The sequence below is a fragment of the Vibrio sonorensis genome, assembly GCF_001854765.1.
GTDB classification, from domain to species: domain Bacteria; phylum Pseudomonadota; class Gammaproteobacteria; order Enterobacterales; family Vibrionaceae; genus Vibrio; species Vibrio sonorensis.
In genome coordinates this window covers 320,264-339,397 of record NZ_LJJE01000036.1, presented here as the reverse complement: position 1 = coordinate 339,397, position 19,134 = coordinate 320,264, and the positions used below count along the sequence as shown (strand labels likewise).

General features: G+C 43.9%; 12 protein-coding genes, 1 tRNA gene and 3 pseudogenes. 8 read left to right on the top strand and 8 right to left on the bottom strand.

Going from position 1 to position 19,134, the window contains the following annotated elements:
- On the top strand, nucleotides 1–3,561 hold a 3,561-nt coding region (locus tag BLO31_RS23760), incomplete at its 5' end, for a hypothetical protein (protein WP_175443186.1).
- Nucleotides 3,562–3,718: 157 nt separating this feature from the next.
- Here BLO31_RS23760 and BLO31_RS08350 read toward each other — a convergent pair.
- Both BLO31_RS08350 and BLO31_RS23040 read right to left on the bottom strand, forming a co-directional pair.
- Entirely contained in the window at nucleotides 3,719–4,207 is a 489-nt protein-coding gene (locus tag BLO31_RS08350; RefSeq protein WP_070964453.1) for a GNAT family N-acetyltransferase, read from the bottom strand.
- Between the two features lie 123 nt (nucleotides 4,208–4,330).
- Nucleotides 4,331–4,852 (bottom strand): thioredoxin family protein, encoded by a 522-nt coding sequence (locus tag BLO31_RS23040; protein ID WP_084659707.1) that lies wholly within the window; start codon nucleotides 4,850–4,852, stop codon nucleotides 4,331–4,333.
- A 664-nt stretch (nucleotides 4,853–5,516) separates the two neighbouring features.
- On the opposite strand from BLO31_RS23040, the gene BLO31_RS08340 reads away from it, so the two are divergent.
- Nucleotides 5,517–7,238: a hypothetical protein gene (locus BLO31_RS08340; protein ID WP_070964451.1), complete on the top strand. Its 1,722-nt coding sequence runs from the start codon at nucleotides 5,517–5,519 to the stop codon at nucleotides 7,236–7,238.
- A 275-nt stretch (nucleotides 7,239–7,513) separates the two neighbouring features.
- Complete coding sequence (locus BLO31_RS08335; RefSeq protein WP_175443185.1) at nucleotides 7,514–8,116, top strand: GNAT family N-acetyltransferase; 603 nt, start codon at nucleotides 7,514–7,516, stop codon at nucleotides 8,114–8,116.
- Between the two features lie 302 nt (nucleotides 8,117–8,418).
- Here BLO31_RS08335 and BLO31_RS08330 read toward each other — a convergent pair.
- A tRNA-Ser gene (locus tag BLO31_RS08330) sits at nucleotides 8,419–8,509 on the bottom strand.
- A 311-nt stretch (nucleotides 8,510–8,820) separates the two neighbouring features.
- On the opposite strand from BLO31_RS08330, the gene BLO31_RS08325 reads away from it, so the two are divergent.
- On the top strand, nucleotides 8,821–9,498 hold the full coding sequence (locus tag BLO31_RS08325; protein WP_070964444.1) for a MaoC family dehydratase: 678 nt from the start codon (nucleotides 8,821–8,823) through the stop codon (nucleotides 9,496–9,498).
- Nucleotides 9,499–9,544: 46 nt separating this feature from the next.
- Here BLO31_RS08325 and BLO31_RS08320 read toward each other — a convergent pair whose 3' ends face one another.
- On the bottom strand, nucleotides 9,545–10,360 hold the full coding sequence (locus BLO31_RS08320; protein ID WP_070964441.1) for a phosphate ABC transporter substrate-binding protein: 816 nt from the start codon (nucleotides 10,358–10,360) through the stop codon (nucleotides 9,545–9,547).
- A gap of 315 nt (nucleotides 10,361–10,675) precedes the next feature.
- Between BLO31_RS08320 and BLO31_RS08315 the strand changes: the two are divergent.
- A pseudogene (locus BLO31_RS08315) lies at nucleotides 10,676–11,019 on the top strand (DUF3024 domain-containing protein).
- Nucleotides 11,020–11,062: 43 nt separating this feature from the next.
- On the opposite strand, the pseudogene rnb reads toward BLO31_RS08315, so the two are convergent.
- A pseudogene (gene rnb / locus BLO31_RS08310) lies at nucleotides 11,063–13,079 on the bottom strand (exoribonuclease II).
- Between the two features lie 355 nt (nucleotides 13,080–13,434).
- On the opposite strand from rnb, the gene BLO31_RS08305 reads away from it, so the two are divergent.
- Entirely contained in the window at nucleotides 13,435–15,324 is a 1,890-nt protein-coding gene (locus BLO31_RS08305) for a DEAD/DEAH box helicase (RefSeq protein ID WP_070964436.1), read from the top strand.
- 54 nt (nucleotides 15,325–15,378) lie between these two features.
- On the opposite strand, the gene BLO31_RS08300 is transcribed toward BLO31_RS08305, so the two are convergent.
- The 3 genes from BLO31_RS08300 to BLO31_RS08290 form a co-directional block, all read right to left on the bottom strand.
- Complete coding sequence (locus tag BLO31_RS08300) at nucleotides 15,379–15,870, bottom strand: hypothetical protein (RefSeq protein WP_070964432.1); 492 nt, start codon at nucleotides 15,868–15,870, stop codon at nucleotides 15,379–15,381.
- Nucleotides 15,867–16,202, bottom strand: a complete 336-nt coding sequence (locus tag BLO31_RS08295; RefSeq protein WP_070964513.1) for a DUF805 domain-containing protein — start codon at nucleotides 16,200–16,202, stop codon at nucleotides 15,867–15,869. Before BLO31_RS08295 ends, BLO31_RS08300 begins: the two co-directional genes overlap by 4 nt.
- A 106-nt stretch (nucleotides 16,203–16,308) precedes the next feature.
- A complete protein-coding gene (locus BLO31_RS08290; RefSeq protein WP_070964429.1) occupies nucleotides 16,309–17,145 on the bottom strand; it encodes a LysR family transcriptional regulator in 837 nt (278 codons plus the stop codon).
- 125 nt (nucleotides 17,146–17,270) lie between these two features.
- Between BLO31_RS08290 and BLO31_RS08285 the strand changes: the two genes are divergently transcribed.
- The gene (locus BLO31_RS08285; RefSeq protein ID WP_070964426.1) at nucleotides 17,271–17,918 is read left to right on the top strand and encodes a glutathione S-transferase family protein; all 648 of its coding nucleotides are present in this window, start codon (nucleotides 17,271–17,273) and stop codon (nucleotides 17,916–17,918) included.
- Between the two features lie 180 nt (nucleotides 17,919–18,098).
- A pseudogene (locus BLO31_RS08280) lies at nucleotides 18,099–19,132 on the top strand (helix-turn-helix domain-containing protein).
- Nucleotides 19,133–19,134: the final 2 nt, after the last annotated feature.

The window sequence follows — 19,134 nt, the reverse complement described above, 5'->3', positions numbered from 1 at the left end:
GTGACCATCGGCGCCGAGCCAGAGCTGGTGATTGAAGCCGATGAAGCTATTACCGATGCCGATGGCAATGCGGTCACCGTCAACAACAAGGAACTAGAAGCGGTCACCACTGACAGCGGAGATCTAGTAACAACCCCTGACGGCAATATCATTGTCGATGTAGTTAACCCCAACACCAATCAGCCAACTGGCGAAAAAGGTGTTTTGGTGATCGACGAGCAAGGTCAAGCCAGTCTGACACCACTGCCTGAAGTGTTAGTCAATGACGCTGGTGTGGTGATTAACGGCAATGGCGATGTGGTCACTGGTTCAAACGGTGAAACCTACCACCCTAACTACGATGATGACGGCGCGCTTATCACAGACGCAACGGGTCATTTGGTATTGGATGTACAACGTCCAGACGGCAGTGTGGATAGCAACGGCGCCACAATGCAGATGGCTGACAATGGCACCGTGACCATCGGCGCTGAACCAGAGATGGTGATTGAAGCCGGTAAATCGATAACTGATGCAGATGGCAATAAGATTACCGTGGAAAACAATGGCACTGATCATGAAGTCAAGGCGGTCACCACTGATACCGGATCTTTGGTGACAACCCCTGACGGTCACATACTTGTCAATTTGATTGATCCTGATACCAATCAACCTACGGGCGACAAAGCTGTCTTATTAATAGATGAGCAAGGTCAAGCCAGCCTCGCGCCACTGCCACCCGTGTTAGTCAACCAATCTGGTGTTGTCGTTGACGATCATGGCAATAAGGTGACGGTGACTCAAAGTGGCAACGACCAAGAGGTCAAGCCAGTCACCACAGATAATGGAGAGTTAGTGACAACATCAGATGGCAACGCCGTTGTCGATGTGATCGACCCGAATACCGGTCAACCAACTGGTGATAAAGGTGTCTTGATAATTGATGACCAAGGTCAAGCCAGTCTAGCGCCACTTCCACCAGTGTTGGTCAATGAAGCCGGCGTTGTGATTGACAGCGATGGCAATAAGGTAACGGTAACTCAAAATGGCAGCTACCAAGAAGTCACGCCTGTCACCACTGACAACGGTGAGTTGGTGACAACCTCTGACGGCCATATTGTTGTCGACGCGCTCGACCCAAATACCAACCAACCGACTGGCAACAAAGGTGTCTTGATAATTGATGACCAAGGACAAGCAAGTCTCGCACCACTGCCACCAGTATTGGTCAATGAGGCGGGAGATGTCATTGATGGCAATGGCGTTGTGATCACTGGTTCCAATGGTGAAACATATCAACCATATTTAGGTACATACGGTAACCCAGTTACAAATCTGGAAGGCCATGCGGTGGTTAATGTGTACAGTGCGGAAGGAACGTTGTCCAGTAGTCTTGGGGCTACGATAAACATGGCAGCTGATGGTACTGTCACCACTACAACAACACAATCTACCTTAATGATTGATGAAGATACATTAGTTGACAACTCTCATGATTCCGTTACTTACGGTCCAGAGCATAATGAACTGCATCTTATTGATGGCGGGGTTAGAAAAGACATCAACGGCAACGTGTTGTTTGAAGTAGTAGACAGTAATGGTAATGCAACCGGCGAAGTGCGTATTGCTCAAGTTGACACCTCGAACGATGTATCGCTTTTGAAGCCTGGTTTGATTGTCGACACAGACAATACTGTAATTGATGCTTACGGCAATGAGATACACACTGCCAATGGCGGTAAAGTTGAACTTGAGATTGATGATAATGGCAACCCTGTTATCGATGACTATCAATCGGGTTATGTCATCAAGCAGTACGACTACGAGAAACAACAAGATGTTGAAAATACAGTCTTTGTAAACTTTAACACAAACGAAGTTTGGACGGATTTTGATGGCAATTTGGTTACTCAGAAAAATGTCCCTCAATCCGATTGGAACTCTCCTTCAATGCCGACAGTACGCGCCAACGATACAGCATATATTGGATTTAGTAATCAACCACTTAAATCACAACCAGTCATTGCATCAACGACGCTAGGTTCACTCGATAATGGCCAGTCTTTTGAACTACTGTTTATAACGAATAGAGGATCTGTTATGTCATTTGGCAGCGGCCCTCAAAGCTTAGTGATCGATGGATACTCCGAAACATACAAAAATGTGACCATGGGTATTAGAAATATTGGAACTAAGGAAGAAGGGTCAAATACTGAATATGGCAGTAAAGGGATATTTGAAACTACTCCATTTTCGAACTGCGAGTTCCACCCAGACGCAATGTTGCAATATGCCAACAATACCGTAAATGAAGGAACCATTTCATTGCTAGCACTTCAACATGCTATGACAGGAGCTCCAGAAGTGTGCTTCCCTAACAATTTGGCAGGCATTGGCGTCGATGTTAGTGCTCCTACTGAATTAAACGTCATGCTGACAAAAAATAGTGAACTATGGTCTATTGGTACTAAGGCCCCAACCCTGGGAGGGTACGGTACTAACGCATGGAATGGCTATAACATGCCGGTAAAATATGCGGAAGGTGTAAAAACCGCGACTATGATAGGTGGAGAAGCCAAGGCAAACTACATTTTAGATAATGAAGGCGTGCTTTGGAAACCGTCATCTGGTCCCGCTATGAAGAACGGTACCCAGTTTGTACTAGCAACGTCTTCTGAAGCTACGACTGGCGGTTGGACTAAGTTATCTTCTAAACCAAATGGCGAAACTATTGTAAACATGCGATCTCTATTTGACGGCGATAGCTTAATAGTGGCAACTACAACTGGTAACTATTATTTCTATGAAGTTTCTGAGGATAGATATACTAAGGTAAACCTTCCCGCTGGTGATCAAGTTCGAACGTTGTTAGGAGCAGCGGCTTATGTGGGTAGTGACACTTCCGCAGGTGTACAGTATCAAACCACATATTTGGCAGAAGATGGGTTCATATACTCCAACCAGACCGATGGTCAGGACAGTTATAAAAAAGTGACTCATTATTACAACTATAGTGACTTAAAAGGCAATGCCAAAACCAGTGCAAACTTCCCTGATGACAAGGTTTTATCAGATGATACAACATTTGAGTGGGTAGCGCGTGCAGGTGATGTATTTGGTATGCAGTTACTCAAAGGTAGTGATGGGTACTATTACTATTTGGAAGGTAACTATATGACCAATGGTACTGATGAAACGGCTAAACCTAGCCAAAAATCAATGCTCGTCGCTGGTATCCATTATGATACTGAAAAACTATTGATTGAAGATATGAACTCAGATAATGAAGTTAAGCTAATTCGCTTAACGAATGATCTGGGGTATGTTCAATTCTTAAACTCAAAACCTAATTGGGAGTTTTATCGACACAATCCTATGATTTTAGTTAACCCAATAGATAAAAAATTGGCGATTATTGGTCATAGTAATAACTCTTATCTTCGATACCTTAATAGTAAAGGATGGTATAACATCATGCCGAGTATTGCCATTATCGACCCGTCGCAGGTAACTGAACTGGAGATGCCGACCCCGGGTTATAGTGAACCAACGAATGTTTTAAACTCTATATTAGTTCATTGATAAAAAATGAGGGAAAACCTGTTATACCGAAACGCTAAGTATTTAATCGAGTAAATCAGTTAAGCGGCCCTCGAAGTATAAAAAATCCGATAGACATTGTTTATCGGATTTTTTATATGTACTAATGACTTAATGTGAGAAACACTTCAATCGTTTGCTATGTTGAGGCCGTACCCGTTAAATTTTTTGACATATTGAAACCAGTAATCGCAAAGCCTACGGTTTGGTAAAGCTTGAGAGCACGCTCATTGTGAAAAGCAACTCGTAGCTTAATTTGCTCAATACCGTTCCCTTGCAATTGTTTTTCTAGCTCAGACAATGCTTGTGTACCATAACCTAAACCTTGATATTCACTAGACACATAAAAATCATAGATAAAAGTAGACTTGCTTTCACTATTTATTGAATGCCATAAATAGCCGACTAAGTAGGCTTGTCCTTTTATTTCGGCCTCAATACAGAGCAAAGAGTGCTCTTTCCCTTCTAACCCATTAGGAAAGCAACGTTGTAACTCTTTCTTTGCCAACTCGATGGAATACTCCATTGAATGACCATAATTTTCTGCGATTTCTTGGCTATAGACGTCTATAAAGTACTGACAGTAATCAGGATACTCTTCCTGACGCATATTTCTGAGTACAACCATATTTTCCTTCCAGTTGAGTAAAATGAATTCGAGAAACGGTGCTAGTAGAAATGGCCAAAGCGAGCTAGTGAGCCTTAGCAATCACCATGAAGGACTATTCTATTTCAAAAATGATAGCCGTATTTAGCTCATACTTTCAATAAGTTGAATCAATTGCTCTTTTGTTAAAGAGCCACTTTTTCTTGAGCTTTCAATACCATCTTTAAACACCAATACCGTTGGTAGCCCTCTAACATCGTAAAGTTTCGCCAATGATGAACTTAAAGACACATCAACTTTAACCACTTTTACGCTATCAGAATACTCGCAAGCGACTTGGTTTAGAGTCGTGTCCATGAGGACGCATGGGCCACACCATTTGGCCCAGAAATCAATGACGACTAGGTCTTCCTTTTCCACTATAGATTTGATTTGATCATTGCTGACGGCATCAATGGGTACTCCCGTAGATGAGCGACTATTGCGATTTTTTGGAACAAATACGTATAAAGGCCATTTTAAAACTGCCAATAGATTGGTAAGTATTAGCGCGAAAAATAGAACTAACCAAGCCATTATTTTTATGGGTAAGTAGTATACCGGCGCTGTATCTATAAATTGTTCTAGTTCATTAAGATTGCCAGTTATTTTACTACCCAAATTCATTTATTGTTCTCTTACTCAGAATATATTAACAAGGCTTGATACAGGAAAATCCGAAGAACCACTACGCTACCCAATGGGCCAGAAGCGACTTATAAACACTGCCGCGTGCTATACAGACTACAATAGCCAATATGATTTTTCTATATTTTTCATCAATATAACCATGCACCCCCTAGCCTTCTTTAAAAGTAGCACTAAACCTCAACAGTCACTTAATCGAGCCCAAAGTAAGTACAAAACCAACAATAGAAAAACGAAAAAACGCTCCTTGAGAACTAAGTTAAAAATAACACATTATAAAAATTAAGGTTGTAACCTTCATAAAACCATTAACGAACAGGGAAATAATACAAAGAAAAAATATTATTACATCAGCTATTAAATCGATTAGTTCGCATAAAAGCATAATAGATCAAATAGAAACATACATTAATAAAAAACCGTATCACATAATTACAACTTCAATATATTTAAAAATTATGCCTGCCTGAACATCCATAATTAAAAATAAATTAATAACGAACTCCATTAAGTCAACAGTTAGAAATTTACATGTAAAAACATAATTTTAGCTAAATTTTATAAATGCAATTGCTTATCCAAGTAAGTTATCTCCCTTTCTATGCAACCCATAGAGTAGAAAGTAATAAATCAGGGAAAAATAATGAGTATGCTAGATATATTTATTTCGAATAGATACAGCCGGACATGCGCCGTGGTGGGTACTATTGTTCTTTTGACTGCTTGTAATAGTAATAAACGCAGCAACGACAATGATAACGACAACGAGGTAGAGCCAACAACCAAACAAGTCACCGTAAGGCTAATACCAAATATCGCGACGAATGATATAGGTCCGGCCTTATTAGATGCCAAAGGTTACGAACACTTTATTGAAACTGAAGAATATCAGTTGGTGGTTGACGGTGAAGTTGTTGAGTCAGGAATAAATCTAGACTTTGACACTCCTAAAGTGATTACGTTAGAAGTGGAAAACCGTGATGCTGTAGAAATTGCTATTGAACACCCACGATTTGTACAAGACAAAGATGCAGGAGCGACTTTAACATCAACACTAGATGGTAGTGCATTACTTTATAAAGAATCGACTCAAGCAGATATTGTGCTGGATAACAATGAGTACAGCTTTGTCACCGTTGACATTAACCAGATGCTCTACATCAACGAGGCCAGACTCAATGACGTGATCATGCAACGCGTCGACACTGACCAACAAGCATTTAGCTATAAGTACGCTTATGCCCCCGTTGAGAACTCAGTACTGGCTGTTGAATCAGACTTAGGGATTCAGTTAGCAACTTTCACTTCCAGTAGAGCCAAGCAGTACAAGTTTGTTCTCGACGAAAACAATAACGACTTGATTCTGGACGACGATGAAGACGAAATCGATCTTGGTGGTAAAGTATCAATCAACCCAAATCGTATTATGAATGCGGTTGACCTTGTAGTGACCAACACCGGCGCTGTATCCGGTACGAGCACTGGTGTTCAAGGCAAAGCCGTCCATGTTGTTTATCCGATGCGTACACTGTCTGGCGACCTTCGTGAAGTTTACCCACTAAATCGATACAACATCGACATAGATATTGCTGTTGACGATAGCAGCGCGGACACTTTTGTTAATATTTATCTGATTAAAGATGGTACCAAATGCCGAGGTGATTACCACTTAGCAGGCGCACACGCAGGCAAAGTCTTTGTAAGCAACTGCGATAACAATGGATACCAGCAGTTTAACTCCTACGACGAGTTTCTTTCGGCATACGGTAACTGGGGCGTTAGAAATGACTACTTTGAATTGAACTACGGTTTTGCGAACAAGATTAACTTTGTGTACCGACTCGGTGACAGTACCTACCAAAACATCACTGATTTTGCGGTTCACGAGTATGAAATAGCCGTCGCGCCGTCGGTTATTGACTATAGCCAAATCTTAAGAGCCAAAGACATAACTACGGGCAGAAATGGTAGCGTCACGGGCCTGACAAACAATAAAGCACCGTGGATATACGTACCGCTCAACGAGTCAATAAAACTCAGCAGCTATGACTTGTCCGTAGAGATAGAGTTTGACGATGCCCCTCACTTTATCAATATCTATCTAAAGGACGAATCGGGCAAAAACGTTACAGCTAACTACTTCCTATCGGGTACAAACACCGGAATGGTTCATATTGAAGGCGATGTCCTCACCATCTCGGAGTTTATGTCCTCAGATAAATACGGGCAGTACTTGGTTAGAGGCGACTATATCGAACGCGACGGGTTTAATTTCTACCGAGGCAACTTCTTCTGGCGTGGCGGAGACTCATCCTATCGAGGCGAGAACGCTCCGTTTACGGTTCATCAGTACAAAGTAAACTAACCCACACCACCAGAATAATTGCTTGGTACGTAAAAATGAAAGCCTACTAATTTCTAGTAGGCTTTTGTACATGACACGATAGCAGAAGTTTCAGCTTTGGTGCTTTAATACAAACAAGATTGAATCCTAACTTTCAGCGCCTTACTCTCGATATTTTCATCATTTTATGTAACGAATTTACTAGGGATTAAACCAATATGCGCTAGAATGCACCCTCAAAGGTACCTGCTTATCATCTGATAAGCGCTAGCCTCAATAATCAAAAACAGGGACAGATGGAAAATAGTATGTGGTTAAAAGACGTAGAGTTGGAATCAGAAAGTGTAAAGCTTGTACCATTAACAATGGAACACAAAGAAGCTCTAGTAGAAGCCGCATCCGACGGTGAACTTTGGACATTATGGTTCACATCCGTTCCAAACCACGAAAATGTGACGGACTATATTGCAACAGCATTAGAACAAAAAGCGAAAGGCCTTTCTTTACCTTTTGTAGTGGTTGAAAAACCGACTGGGAAAATCATTGGCACGACTCGCCTTTGCAATGCAGACCCAGTAAACCACCGACTAGAAATTGGCTACACTTGGTATAGCAAAAGCTATCAAAAAACGTCTTGTAATACAGAATGTAAACTACTGCTGCTAACCCACGCATTCGAGGTTCTCAATTCGATAGCCGTTGAGTTTAGAACAAGTTGGCACAACCAAGCTTCTAGAGCTGCCATTGCTCGATTGGGCGCAAAACAAGATGGAGTGCTTAGAAATCACCAAAAACTGCCCAATGGCGGCTATCGCGATACAGTCGTATTCTCGATAATCAATAATGAGTGGTTGTCTGTTAAACATAGCTTAGAGTATAAGCTTTCAAGATACCGCTAAAAGCTTTAGAAGGGGTTAACTAGCTCGTCTTTCTCTTCGTTGCAAAAATCTAGCATTAGTTTATCTAAATAAGATAGCAAAAAGCCCGCGAACAAGTCAGCGGGCTTCTTTAAATGTGGCGGAGAGATAGGGATTGATGCTCGCAAGCTCGCCCCCTTCGGGCCGTTGTCATAAAGCGCCTTCGGCTGACAACGTTTTTTCGCTGCGCTCTAATAAACCCTGAGCTAGGCTTCTGCACCCTATCTCTGGGGGGAGCAAAAAAGCAAAAAGCCCGCGAACAGGTCAGCGGGCTTCTTTAAATGTGGCGGAGAGATAGGGATTTGAACCCTAGATACGCTATTAACGTATGCCGGTTTTCAAGACCGGTGCTTTCAACCACTCAGCCATCTCTCCTTTGTGGCGGCTATCATAATTTTTGGCACAACTCTTGTAAAGAACTAATTGTCTCCTTATGGTTTAAGTGGTGATTTAGTAGTCAAAGCAGTAAAAAGTCGTAGTTGAGGGGCAAAACCTTGCCGTTTTTGAGTAAGCGCTCTAGTCTTACGAGTTCTAATAAAATATTGTTTTATTAAATAACCTACTGAATTAACATATAAATAGCCGTTTGAGATTACATATGTACGCCCGAAAGTGATTGCACGCAAATGTGAAGTGCGTCAAAATTACCGGGTTGTCTGCTATTAAAGGTGGATGTTGAGGTTTATATGAAAGTCGCAGATCTTTTTAAATACAAAAGTGAAAATTGGAACAAGCACCAGTCAGAGTTAATCCAGTGGATGTCTCCGGCTGTTAGGCAGTATTGGGCAGAATTCCTAAACAAGACTCACAGTCGTGAGTTTTTCGCTCGTCTGCGCGATTTCCATGAACCTGCGGTCAACGATGAGCACCCCGCTCCAGAAGCTATCGTTCTCAAACCTGAGGCGCAAGCTCTGTATAACGATCTTCAGTTCAAAATCGGCGAAGTGATCCACACTGGTGACTGGATAGATGTATCCCAAGAGCGAATCAACCAGTTTGGTCAAGTGACTGAAGACAACCAATGGATTCACACTGATCCTGAGCGCGCACAACAAGAATCTCCATTTAAAACTACCATCGCTCACGGATTTCTAACCTTAGCGCTACTGCCGCGTTTAACAGACAGTGTCGATCCAGAAAATCCCCTGTTTCCTACCGCTAAGATGGTAGTAAATATTGGTTTGAATCAGGTTCGTTTCCCTTATCCTTTAAAGGCTAATAATCGCGTTCGTGCACACTCTAAGCTTACAAAGGTCACTGCGATCAAAAAGGGGTTAGAGGTTGAGCGTGAAATTAAGGTTGAAATAGAAGGCGTTCGTCGCCCTGCTGCAATCGTGGTTTCTGTTATTCAACTTCACTTCTAAAAGAAGTGAGTAGAACAAGGAGAGCCAACGCTCTCCTTTTTTATCTCTATTTGTTAGGGATATAACCATATTCTTCAATCAAACGTTTTGCTTCAGTCGTTTTTAGGTAGCTGATAAACGCCTTGCCTTCTTCGTCTAACACCTCTTTTTCAAACAACACTAGAAACGGGCGTGAAAGTTCATATTTACCGCTAGCGATGTTAGGTGCGGTCGCTTCTACACCTTCAAATGTGATAGCTTTGATTGAACGGTCAACCGACCCTGTTGAGATAAAGCCAATTGCCTGCTTGTTGTGGTTAACGATGGTTTTCACCATGCTATTACTATTAACCACTAAGTTGTCTGGATTAATATCTGAAACCAGTCGGTTGTTAACGATACGAGTTAACCCAAGCAAACTTTCAAAGCTATAGCGCGAACCGGATGATACTTCTCGAGTGACAACGGCAATTTTTTGGTCTGCACCACCCAGTTGGTTCCAGTTAGTGATTTTACCTTTATAGATGTCAAACAGTTGCTCGCGTGTGAGGTTTTTAATTGGATTCGCCTGATTAACCACAACCGCCAAGCCATCAAACGCAATAGGGGTCACTCTTAGCGTTTCGTCTTGCTCACTCTCGGTTAAATAACGAGAGCTCATTCCGATATCCGCCACCCCTTTTTTCACTAGAGTAATACCAGCAGTAGAACCAACGCCTTGCACGGCGACATAGCTCTCAGGGTTAGATGCGTTATAGTTTTCTGCCAGTACATCCATAACGCGAGCGACGGAAGTTGAGCCTGAAACATTAATTTCTTCTGCTTGGGCAGCGGATAAAATTAGGGTAGAAGCAAGTAGCGTTGCGATTGCCGCCTTGAACATGTGTAACTCCATATCTGTGTTTGGTACTGGCGGCTATCTTATTTCGTTTAGATGACAGTTATGTGAACACTTATTCCCAAATACCAACGCGTCTATCCCTATCCAGCCATCTGATTTTGCAATAGATTGATTGCATACCTGCATTTTTTACAAACGAGTCCGCAACTCTGGTACGTGACGAAACTTTGCTTTGTCTACAAGATCAGAATCCTGTGACAGGGCTCTGAATCCTAACTTTAGAAATGTGTTTACTGTGGCAGACGCGCCGTATTGTTACCCATACTATTAATCAAACTATTTTGGATAAGGCATTTTATGAGTTTGGTGAGTCTGCTTCAGAGGCAAGTTGAGCATCGCGCTGAGCTGCTTTGCCACAACCGAAATCTCAACCTTCCTGTTGAACTTGGCAAGGCGAGTTATGAACCATTGGACAATGGTGTCAACTTTATCAAGCAGCACTATTTGCTGGACTCGACTCACGCGACTACATGAGCTATGTCGCCAGAGTAGTTTGGTCAGACAACGAGCAAGTTTGGCTTCTTTATATGGCAGATGAGCTGCAAGAGTGGATGCCCTACCCTTATCTCGCAAAGGCGGGGGATCTCACCGCCATCATGCGCGAGGTCGAAAAAGACCCAAAAGCGATTTTTTGGTATTAAAAAAGGCACCATAAGGTGCCTTTTGAGTTATTACTGGTCTGAGTTACTCAGCAGAGTTTTCTTGCTCTGGTGCGGTAACTTCTTCCGCTTTTGGCGGCTCTGCAAAAACCTGAGTGGGTTTTGCCAACAAGCTTCTGTTTTCTTGGTTGACTTCAATCAGAGTCACTTCTAACGTGCTACCCAATTGGAACTCAACCTGCTTGTCGATAGAAATCGTTCCTGCTTCGCCATTGCACTCGATGCGCTCTTTGTTATCCATGATTACTGAGCCAGGGATAAAGGCAGGAGCACCGTTCTCTAGCAAGCGTACTCGCATACCTGCGCGTGAAATATCAAAGATTTCTGCGTTGAACTTGGTTTGTAACTCTGGCTCTTTCGCCAGTGTGCGTGCGTACAACCAATCGGCGACATTGCGCTCTGCAATTTTGTGGTGTTTACGATGCAGTGAAAGCTCTTCACCTACCGTATCATCAGCCGTTTGCACTGGGTCTTTACCAAGGATATGCGCTTTGAGTAGGCGATGGTTGATCATATCACCGTATTTGCGAATAGGTGATGTCCACGTCGCGTAGATGTCTAATCCCATTGCGTAATGTGGAAGTGGCTGGTTGCCAATTTCACTGTACGCTTGGTATTTGCGAATGCGGTTATCAAGGTAACTAGTTTCTTGTTTTGCTAACCAACGACGAAGTTCTGCAAAACCTTCAAGTCCTGCGATACTCTCTTCGTTGAAAGGCAGTTCGCCCTCTGGATTAACCAACTCAACAACGTCTTTGATCTTTTCTGCTTTAAAACCAGAATGGCTGTTGAACACGCCACTGCCAAAGGTTTGTGCCAATACTTTACCTGCACAAATGTTGGCAGTAATCATGCTTTCTTCTACTAGGCGATTAGCGCTGCGGCGTAGGTCTGCGTGAATCGCTACTACGTCATTGTCTTCGCTAAGCTCAAAGCGGTAGTCTGGGCGGTCAGGGAATACCACCGCATTTTCTTCACGCCAAGCTGCTCTCGCTTGAGAAAATGCATAAAGGTCGCGTACAACTGTCTCAATCTCTGCTTCAGGTTGCCATGCGTCGCTAGAACCGTTTTCTAGGAAATCTGAAACGTGATCGTAGACCAGACGAGCGTGAGACTTCACATTCGCAGCAAAAAACTTGATGTCATCGCCAATAACGCCATCTTTAGAAACCGTTACGCTACAGCAAAGTGCAGGTCGCTCTCGCCTTCGTGTAGTGAGCATAGTTCGTCAGCCAAATCACGCGCAACATAGGGATGTTGCGGCCCGGCATATAGATGGTGAAGCCGCGTTCGCGAGCAACTTTATCCATTTCATCTTCAGGGGTGATGTAAGCGGTCGGATCTGCAATGGCAATAGTCAGTTCAAAGTCACCATTTTCTGTTTTCTTCGCAAACAGAGCATCGTCCATATCTTTGGTAGACTCACCATCGATAGTCACAAACGGTACGTCCGTCATATCGATGCGCTCTAGATCAGAGTCGTCTTTGATTTCCCAGCTTTCTAAACCTGCGGGCTCACTATTTGGCAAATCGTTTTGCGCAAGCGTTACCCACCAAGGGGCGATCTTGTCGCTAGCGTTAGTTACTTTTTGAGAAATTTCGGCAAAGAATCCGTTATCACCTTTAAGTGGGTGACGTGTTAGATGTGCAACTACCCAATCGCCTTCACCCAAGGTTTCTGGGTTTAAGCCTTTTTTCGCTTTGGCTTTTAGGGTGAGTCGTTTTAACTGAGGATGATCGGGAACGACATTGAGTCGACCTTTAATCAACTTGATGCGACCGATAAATCGAGTCAAGTTCTGCTCCAGCAACTCTTCTGGTTCAGCCACTTCTCGCTCTTTTTCAGTGCGGATAATCGCCATTACTTTATCGCCGTGAATACACTTTTTCATGTATGGCGGTGGGATAAAATAACTGGTTTTATTATCAACTTCTAAAAAGCCAAAGCCTTTTTCCGTTGCCTTGATGGTACCTTCCTTTTTGGGAAGAGTTTCTTGGATTTGCTGCTTTAGCTGAGCCAGTAACGGGTTATCTTGGAACATCTTTCACTATCTAACATCTACAAGTGGCGACACTATAACAAAGCCACTACGGATTGCTACCAAAAAGCCTCATTTCGACTAGTGTTTATGAAGTGCATCTAACGACCCAGCTCACATTGTGACGGTTATATGAACAAAAACGCTCATCTGGAGAAAAATATGTGATGAAATTCAATTTTTTCTGGCTTTTTTTGTGCTCATAGGGAATAATCCGCACCCTTAATGAAACGTCCCTAACGGCTTGATGCGATTTAACACTTGTCCGCATCTGAACGGATTCAGCTCTTTTCTGGATTGGTATTGGAATTGGTAGAGCTTGTGGGACCGTATGTAGACTTAACTTAATAGGATCCCAATGCAAGATTCTGCAATTCAATTCAGCGATTTAGAGCTGAATGACGCTATCCTTTCTTCACTAGAAGAAATGGGCTTTGTTTCACCGACTCCAATTCAGGCAGCGGCAATCCCTCACCTGATGAAAGGTTCTGATGCACTTGGTAAAGCTCAGACTGGTACTGGTAAAACAGCAGCGTTCTCACTTCCTCTGCTAAACAAAATCGACCTTTCTCAGCGTAAACCGCAAGCTATCGTTCTTGCTCCTACGCGTGAGCTAGCGATTCAGGTTGCTGCAGAGATGAAGAACCTAGGCAAAAACATTAAAGGCCTTAAGGTTCTAGAGATCTACGGTGGTGCTTCTATCGTCGACCAGATGCGTGCGCTAAAAAGCGGTGCTCACATCGTGGTTGGTACTCCAGGCCGTGTACAAGACCTAATCAACCGCGATCGCCTACAGCTTGATGAAGTACACACGTTTGTACTTGATGAAGCAGACGAAATGCTAAACATGGGTTTCGTTGACGACGTAACTGAAATCATGGAGCACGCTCCAGAGTCAGCACAGCGCGTACTTTTCTCTGCGACTATGCCTCCGATGCTTAAAAACATCGTAGAGCGCTTCCTTCGCAACCCAGCACACATCGACGTTGCGGGTAAAAACCACACTGTTGATAAAGTAGAACAGCAGTTCTGGGTAGTGAAAGGTGTAGAGAAAGACGAAGCGATGTCTCGTCTACTTGAAACTGAAGAAACCGATGCGTCTATTGTTTTCGTTCGTACCCGTCAGGATACTGAGCGTCTGGCAGACTGGTTATCTGCGCGCGGCTTTAAAGCGGCAGCGCTTCACGGTGACATTCCACAATCTTTGCGTGAACGCACCGTTGACCACATCAAAAAAGGCGTTATCGATATTCTTGTGGCAACTGACGTTGTTGCACGTGGTCTTGACGTTCCTCGTATTACGCACGTATTTAACTACGACATCCCATTCGATGTTGAATCATACATCCACCGCATTGGCCGTACTGGTCGTGCTGGACGTAAAGGTAAAGCGATCCTGTTAGTTCGTACTAACCAAATTCGCATGCTTCGCACTATCGAGCGCGTAACTAAATCTTCTATGGAAGAAATCCAGCTTCCTCACCGCAACAAGGTAGCAGAAGCTCGCCTTGAAAAGCTTGGTGTTGAACTTGAATCTGAAAAAGAACACAAATCTCTAGAGAAGTTTGCTGAGCTAGTAGAGAAGCTACAGACATCTTTAGAGCTAGATGCAGCAACACTAGCGGCGATCTTACTTAAGCGTCAGCAAGGCAAGCGTCCACTGTTCTACATTGGCGAAGACCCAATGATCGAAGCCATCGAACGTGATAAAAACCGTCGTCGCGAGCGTCGCGAAAACGGTGGTCGTCGTGATTTCAGCAACCAAGACTGGGATACTTACCAGCTACAAGTTGGTCGCGAGCAAGGCGTTCAAGTGAAAGACATCGTTGGCGCGCTAGCTAACGAACTAGGCCTAACTAAAGGTTCTATCGGTGCGATTAAACTGGACCGTTCAGAAACTTACGTACAGTTGCCAAAAGCGATGTCGACTTCTGTTGCATCTAAACTGCGCAAACTTCGCATTCGTCAGAAAGAAGCCGGTGCTGTAGTTGTAGAATACAACGACTTCCGCGAATCTCGCGGCGGTCGTCGCGATGGCGGACGTCGTGACGGTGGTGGTCGTCGTGATGGTGGTCATCGTGGTAATCGCGATGGTAACTTCCGTGGTAACAGAGATGGAAACCGCGACGGAAACCGTGGCAACCGTCGTGACGGCGAGCGTCGTTTCGATCGCAATCGCGGTGGTGACAATCGCGGTAATTACCGTGGTGAACGTGGCCATGGCCGCACACGCCGTGATGAAGCATAAGCCACTCGCTAAGCTTTGATAAAAAATGCCAGCATCTGCTGGCATTTTTTGTTTCTAGTCAACGCGTTTACAGAGTGTGGTTGGCTCATCATCTAGTAGCCAAGATACCCATTTCCTTCGCGAATTAAAGACGAAACCTTCTTCTTGCTCGATGCCACTGACGATATAGCCGTCATTGGGTAGATCAGTGCTTTCACCTGACATTATTGAGATCTTCCAATCTCGGTTAGTGACTCGCTCTCCCTTCAGTAAGGCCTGATGTAACCTTTCACTGACTACTTTAACCATCACGCCTTGAGCATCGCTAAAACCCAATCCAGCACGAGTAAATCGCCCAATCGCTACAGGCACCTTCAATTCGCAGATTTCACCCTTTGACCGCTGAAACTGGTATGTCGCGTTGCCAACTCGGCCCTCCATCCACAATAGCTCTCCTTGTGTCATTTCGTTGGCCTTTAATACACCAAAGTTGTCAGTTGAGACCACCGCGTGACATATCTGACTAACGCTAATGCCAATGCAAAAGAAGATAGACACCACTTTCATATCCAACCCTCTCTTTTGCTTGTCGGTTGCACCAACATATAAGTCAGCCAGAATGGACCAATTACGGGTATTAAAAACACCCAGCCCCACACACCCGACTTTCCAATATCGCGAAGTCGGCGTGTTATGGCAGCGAGCAGCGCTGGTAAACTCACTACGCTATAGAAAGCGTCAATCCACGAAAACGGCAAGAGATCACCCAGTGCAATATCTACTGCGATGCAGGTGATCGATACCATAAAATGAATAAGAAAAAACCACCAAAATTCATTCCGACCAGCAGTGCCGGTAAAATCAAAGCTCCGTTTCCAAGCGTATAAATAAAATTTCATAAGACTCCCTTTTTGTTGCTTAACACAAACATCTTGGGGAATCTTTGCCATTAAAACGTCCTATAACCTGTTTTAGGACGTTCCAAAACCGGTTATAGGTACGAAATTAGGTAGCACTCTGAATTTCAAAAAGGCTTGAGAGCCTTTCTCTGTCGAGTATTGGGTGGGGTTCGATACCGGTGATTAACACGATATCTACTGCAGGAAGAGAGGGCAACGAATCGATTACCACTAAATCATCGGTTACGCTTAGTTTTCCCATCGCACCTATCGCCATTCCAGCCCGCACGATAGAACGTTGAGCAGAAGCAGTGTTACAGCAAGCTAACAACTGATATGAAATTCCTCTTTTACTCAAACCATCGATAGCAGCCGCATGATACTGGCAATCGGTTTGGAACAAGGCCAACGGCAATGGCTCTGAATCTGGATATTGAAAATCAGGATGACTTATCCAAACGCCTTTATCACTTGCCAACCAATACCCTTCTTCACTGCCATTTGCCCTAGTCACTATGGCAGCATCGAGCTCTCCGTCATCGAGCATCTTTCGAAGAGTGATACTCGGGACACTGTAAACTTGAATAGAACAAGTGGGCTCTGACTGCTTCAACATTCGAATCACGTTAGGCAAGATTTTATCGTTGTAATCTTCGGGGCACCCCAAACGCAATGGGCGCTTATTCTCGTAGCGCTTCACCTTCTTTATCGCCTGATTGTGAAGGCTGACCAACTGCTCAGCGTGAGAGCGTAATGCGAGTCCTGCTTCACTTAGCACTAAGTTGCGACCATCCTTTTCAAACAGGCTGACGCTAAGTTCATCCTCCAACTTGCGCATTTGCGCACTAAATGCCGATTGGGTGCGATTTATCTGCTTTGCAGCCCGAGTAAAGCTTCCTGTTTCGACAAATGCCAGAAAGCTGCGCAACGCATCTATATCCATTCAAAGCCCATCCATCGTTTTTATTGAAGTATTCCATCAAAACTATCCGTTAGTCCGATAGAAGACAATCCGATATTGTGTTTTACAGCAAAGTTACTCACAAAACAAAAGTCATGGAGGCTACAATGCAACTCTTTATCGGCAACCAAAATTACTCTACTTGGTCACTTAGAGCTTGGCTCATCTTCTCTCAGTACGAGTTAAAAGTAGATGTTATCAAACTGCAGCTTTGTACTGACGACTTCTACAAAGCGCTGCAAGAAGTGACACCGACAGCCAAAGTACCTACCCTAGTCGATCAAGATTTAGTGGTTTGGGATTCACTTGCCATATTGGAGTACGTTAACGAAAGGTACCTAGATGGCAAAGCGTGGCCGACGGCTTTTGCTGAGAGAGCCAAAGCACGAGCGATCGCCGCCGAAATGCACTCCGGCTTTTTCTCTATACGCAACGAACTGCCAATGAACATCCGCGCCCGAAGAAAAGTTGAGTTAAGCGAAGGAGCGTTAAAAGACATCGCTAGAATAGATGCCATTTGGGCAGAGCAGATGTCACTCTATCCAGATGGTTGGCTGTTTGGTGAGTGGTCAATTGCAGACGCCATGTATGCTCCCGTTGCCCTTCGATGTTTGACCTACGGGATTGAACTATCCGACGCGGCTAAGATATATCAGCAAAAAGTACTAAATAGCGAATCACTTAAAAAATGGTTGCATGAAGCAAGTCTAGAAACCGAAATCGTAGAAGAAGATGAAGTCGGCGCAGAGCTATAGCGCCTTTTTACATCTTGTTTATATTGGGGTCAGGTCACAAAGGCTTGCCCCTCTCACGCCTTTCGTACTTTAACTTATACTCGGCTCCCTATTCTCCTATAAGCATTGAAAATGGCTTTTATTTCGTTTTCAGTGCGTTATTCTATTGCTCAAATACTTTTTCTACGCCATCAGCTCGGTATGCTCGCAATTCCAGTCCCTTTTGTCGTTTCAATGATGCTCAGCCTTTTAGCTGTCGTTTTGCTTTTAAAGTACTCTGAGCAAGCAAAACTCGCCTGCTGCTTTTTGGTTCTTTGCGCTGTTACTACAGCAATTGTGGGGTTGCGTTGGACACTACAGTGGCCAATATTGAGTATTCTTCAACCGTCAGTTGCGTCGTTTATCCCTGTTGCTGCGTGGTATGTTTTTGCTTTTAGAAGTCGCCATCAGGCTGGTTACCCGTTCAGCATCTGGTCGCTCCTATTTTAGTTTTTGCTTGCGCTGTTACACGACCTTGGTTCGCCCTGCCTTTAGATGAAATATTAACTCTGACCTATATCGTTTATGGCTTGACACTTTTGCGTATTGCACGAAAAGAGACCTTGTTAATGAATGTCTCCTTGGGACAGTGGGAAGGCGTTAAACAAGCAAAAAGCGTAGCTGGCTGGATGCTGATATTCTCTGCGGTGATAGACACTTTAATGTCACTCGACTTTGCATTTAACCAAGGTGAACTATCGCTATTTATCGTCGCCATCGCTCACCTAATACTTCTGCCTGTGCTCGCGGTTTCCGTGGTGGTTGTAGGACTAAACACCCAAGACAACGGCAGTCTGACAGCCGCGCCAGAAGAAGAAAAGACGATGAGCCAGCCCGCGACTAAACCAATGGCGGTTGGTGAAGCCAACGAGATTGTCTCTCGATTAGAGGAAAAATTATTAAGTGAAAGATGGTTCTTAGATCCTGAGCTCACACTTTCACGGCTATCTCGAAAGCTAACCATTCCGGCCAAACAGATTTCGATTGCCGTTAACCAAGTACACAATCAGAGTATCTCTCGCTTTATCAACGCCTATCGCATTGAACACGCCCAAAGGGCGTTGATTGAGACAAGCGATCCTGTTACTCAAATTTTTATGCGTTCAGGTTTTCAAACCAAGTCGAACTTTAACCGAGAGTTTTCACGAATTGTGGGAATGACGCCAAGCGCTTATCGAAAGCAACGAGCGAGCTAAAC

Excerpts from the sequence above, each read along its gene's own strand:
- BLO31_RS08290 (WP_070964429.1), bottom strand. The coding sequence starts at position 17,145 with ATGGATATAGATGCGTTGCGCAGCTTTCTGGCATTTGTCGAAACAGGA.
- BLO31_RS08335 (WP_175443185.1), top strand. The coding sequence starts at position 7,514 with ATGGAAAATAGTATGTGGTTAAAAGACGTAGAGTTGGAATCAGAAAGT.
- BLO31_RS08325 (WP_070964444.1), top strand. The coding sequence starts at position 8,821 with ATGAAAGTCGCAGATCTTTTTAAATACAAAAGTGAAAATTGGAACAAG.
- BLO31_RS08320 (WP_070964441.1), bottom strand. The coding sequence starts at position 10,360 with ATGTTCAAGGCGGCAATCGCAACGCTACTTGCTTCTACCCTAATTTTA.
- BLO31_RS08295 (WP_070964513.1), bottom strand. The coding sequence starts at position 16,202 with ATGAAATTTTATTTATACGCTTGGAAACGGAGCTTTGATTTTACCGGC.
- BLO31_RS08285 (WP_070964426.1), top strand. The coding sequence starts at position 17,271 with ATGCAACTCTTTATCGGCAACCAAAATTACTCTACTTGGTCACTTAGA.
- BLO31_RS08340 (WP_070964451.1), top strand. The coding sequence starts at position 5,517 with ATGAGTATGCTAGATATATTTATTTCGAATAGATACAGCCGGACATGC.
- BLO31_RS08300 (WP_070964432.1), bottom strand. The coding sequence starts at position 15,870 with ATGAAAGTGGTGTCTATCTTCTTTTGCATTGGCATTAGCGTTAGTCAG.
- BLO31_RS23040 (WP_084659707.1), bottom strand. The coding sequence starts at position 4,852 with ATGAATTTGGGTAGTAAAATAACTGGCAATCTTAATGAACTAGAACAA.
- BLO31_RS08350 (WP_070964453.1), bottom strand. The coding sequence starts at position 4,207 with ATGGTTGTACTCAGAAATATGCGTCAGGAAGAGTATCCTGATTACTGT.
- BLO31_RS08305 (WP_070964436.1), top strand. The coding sequence starts at position 13,435 with ATGCAAGATTCTGCAATTCAATTCAGCGATTTAGAGCTGAATGACGCT.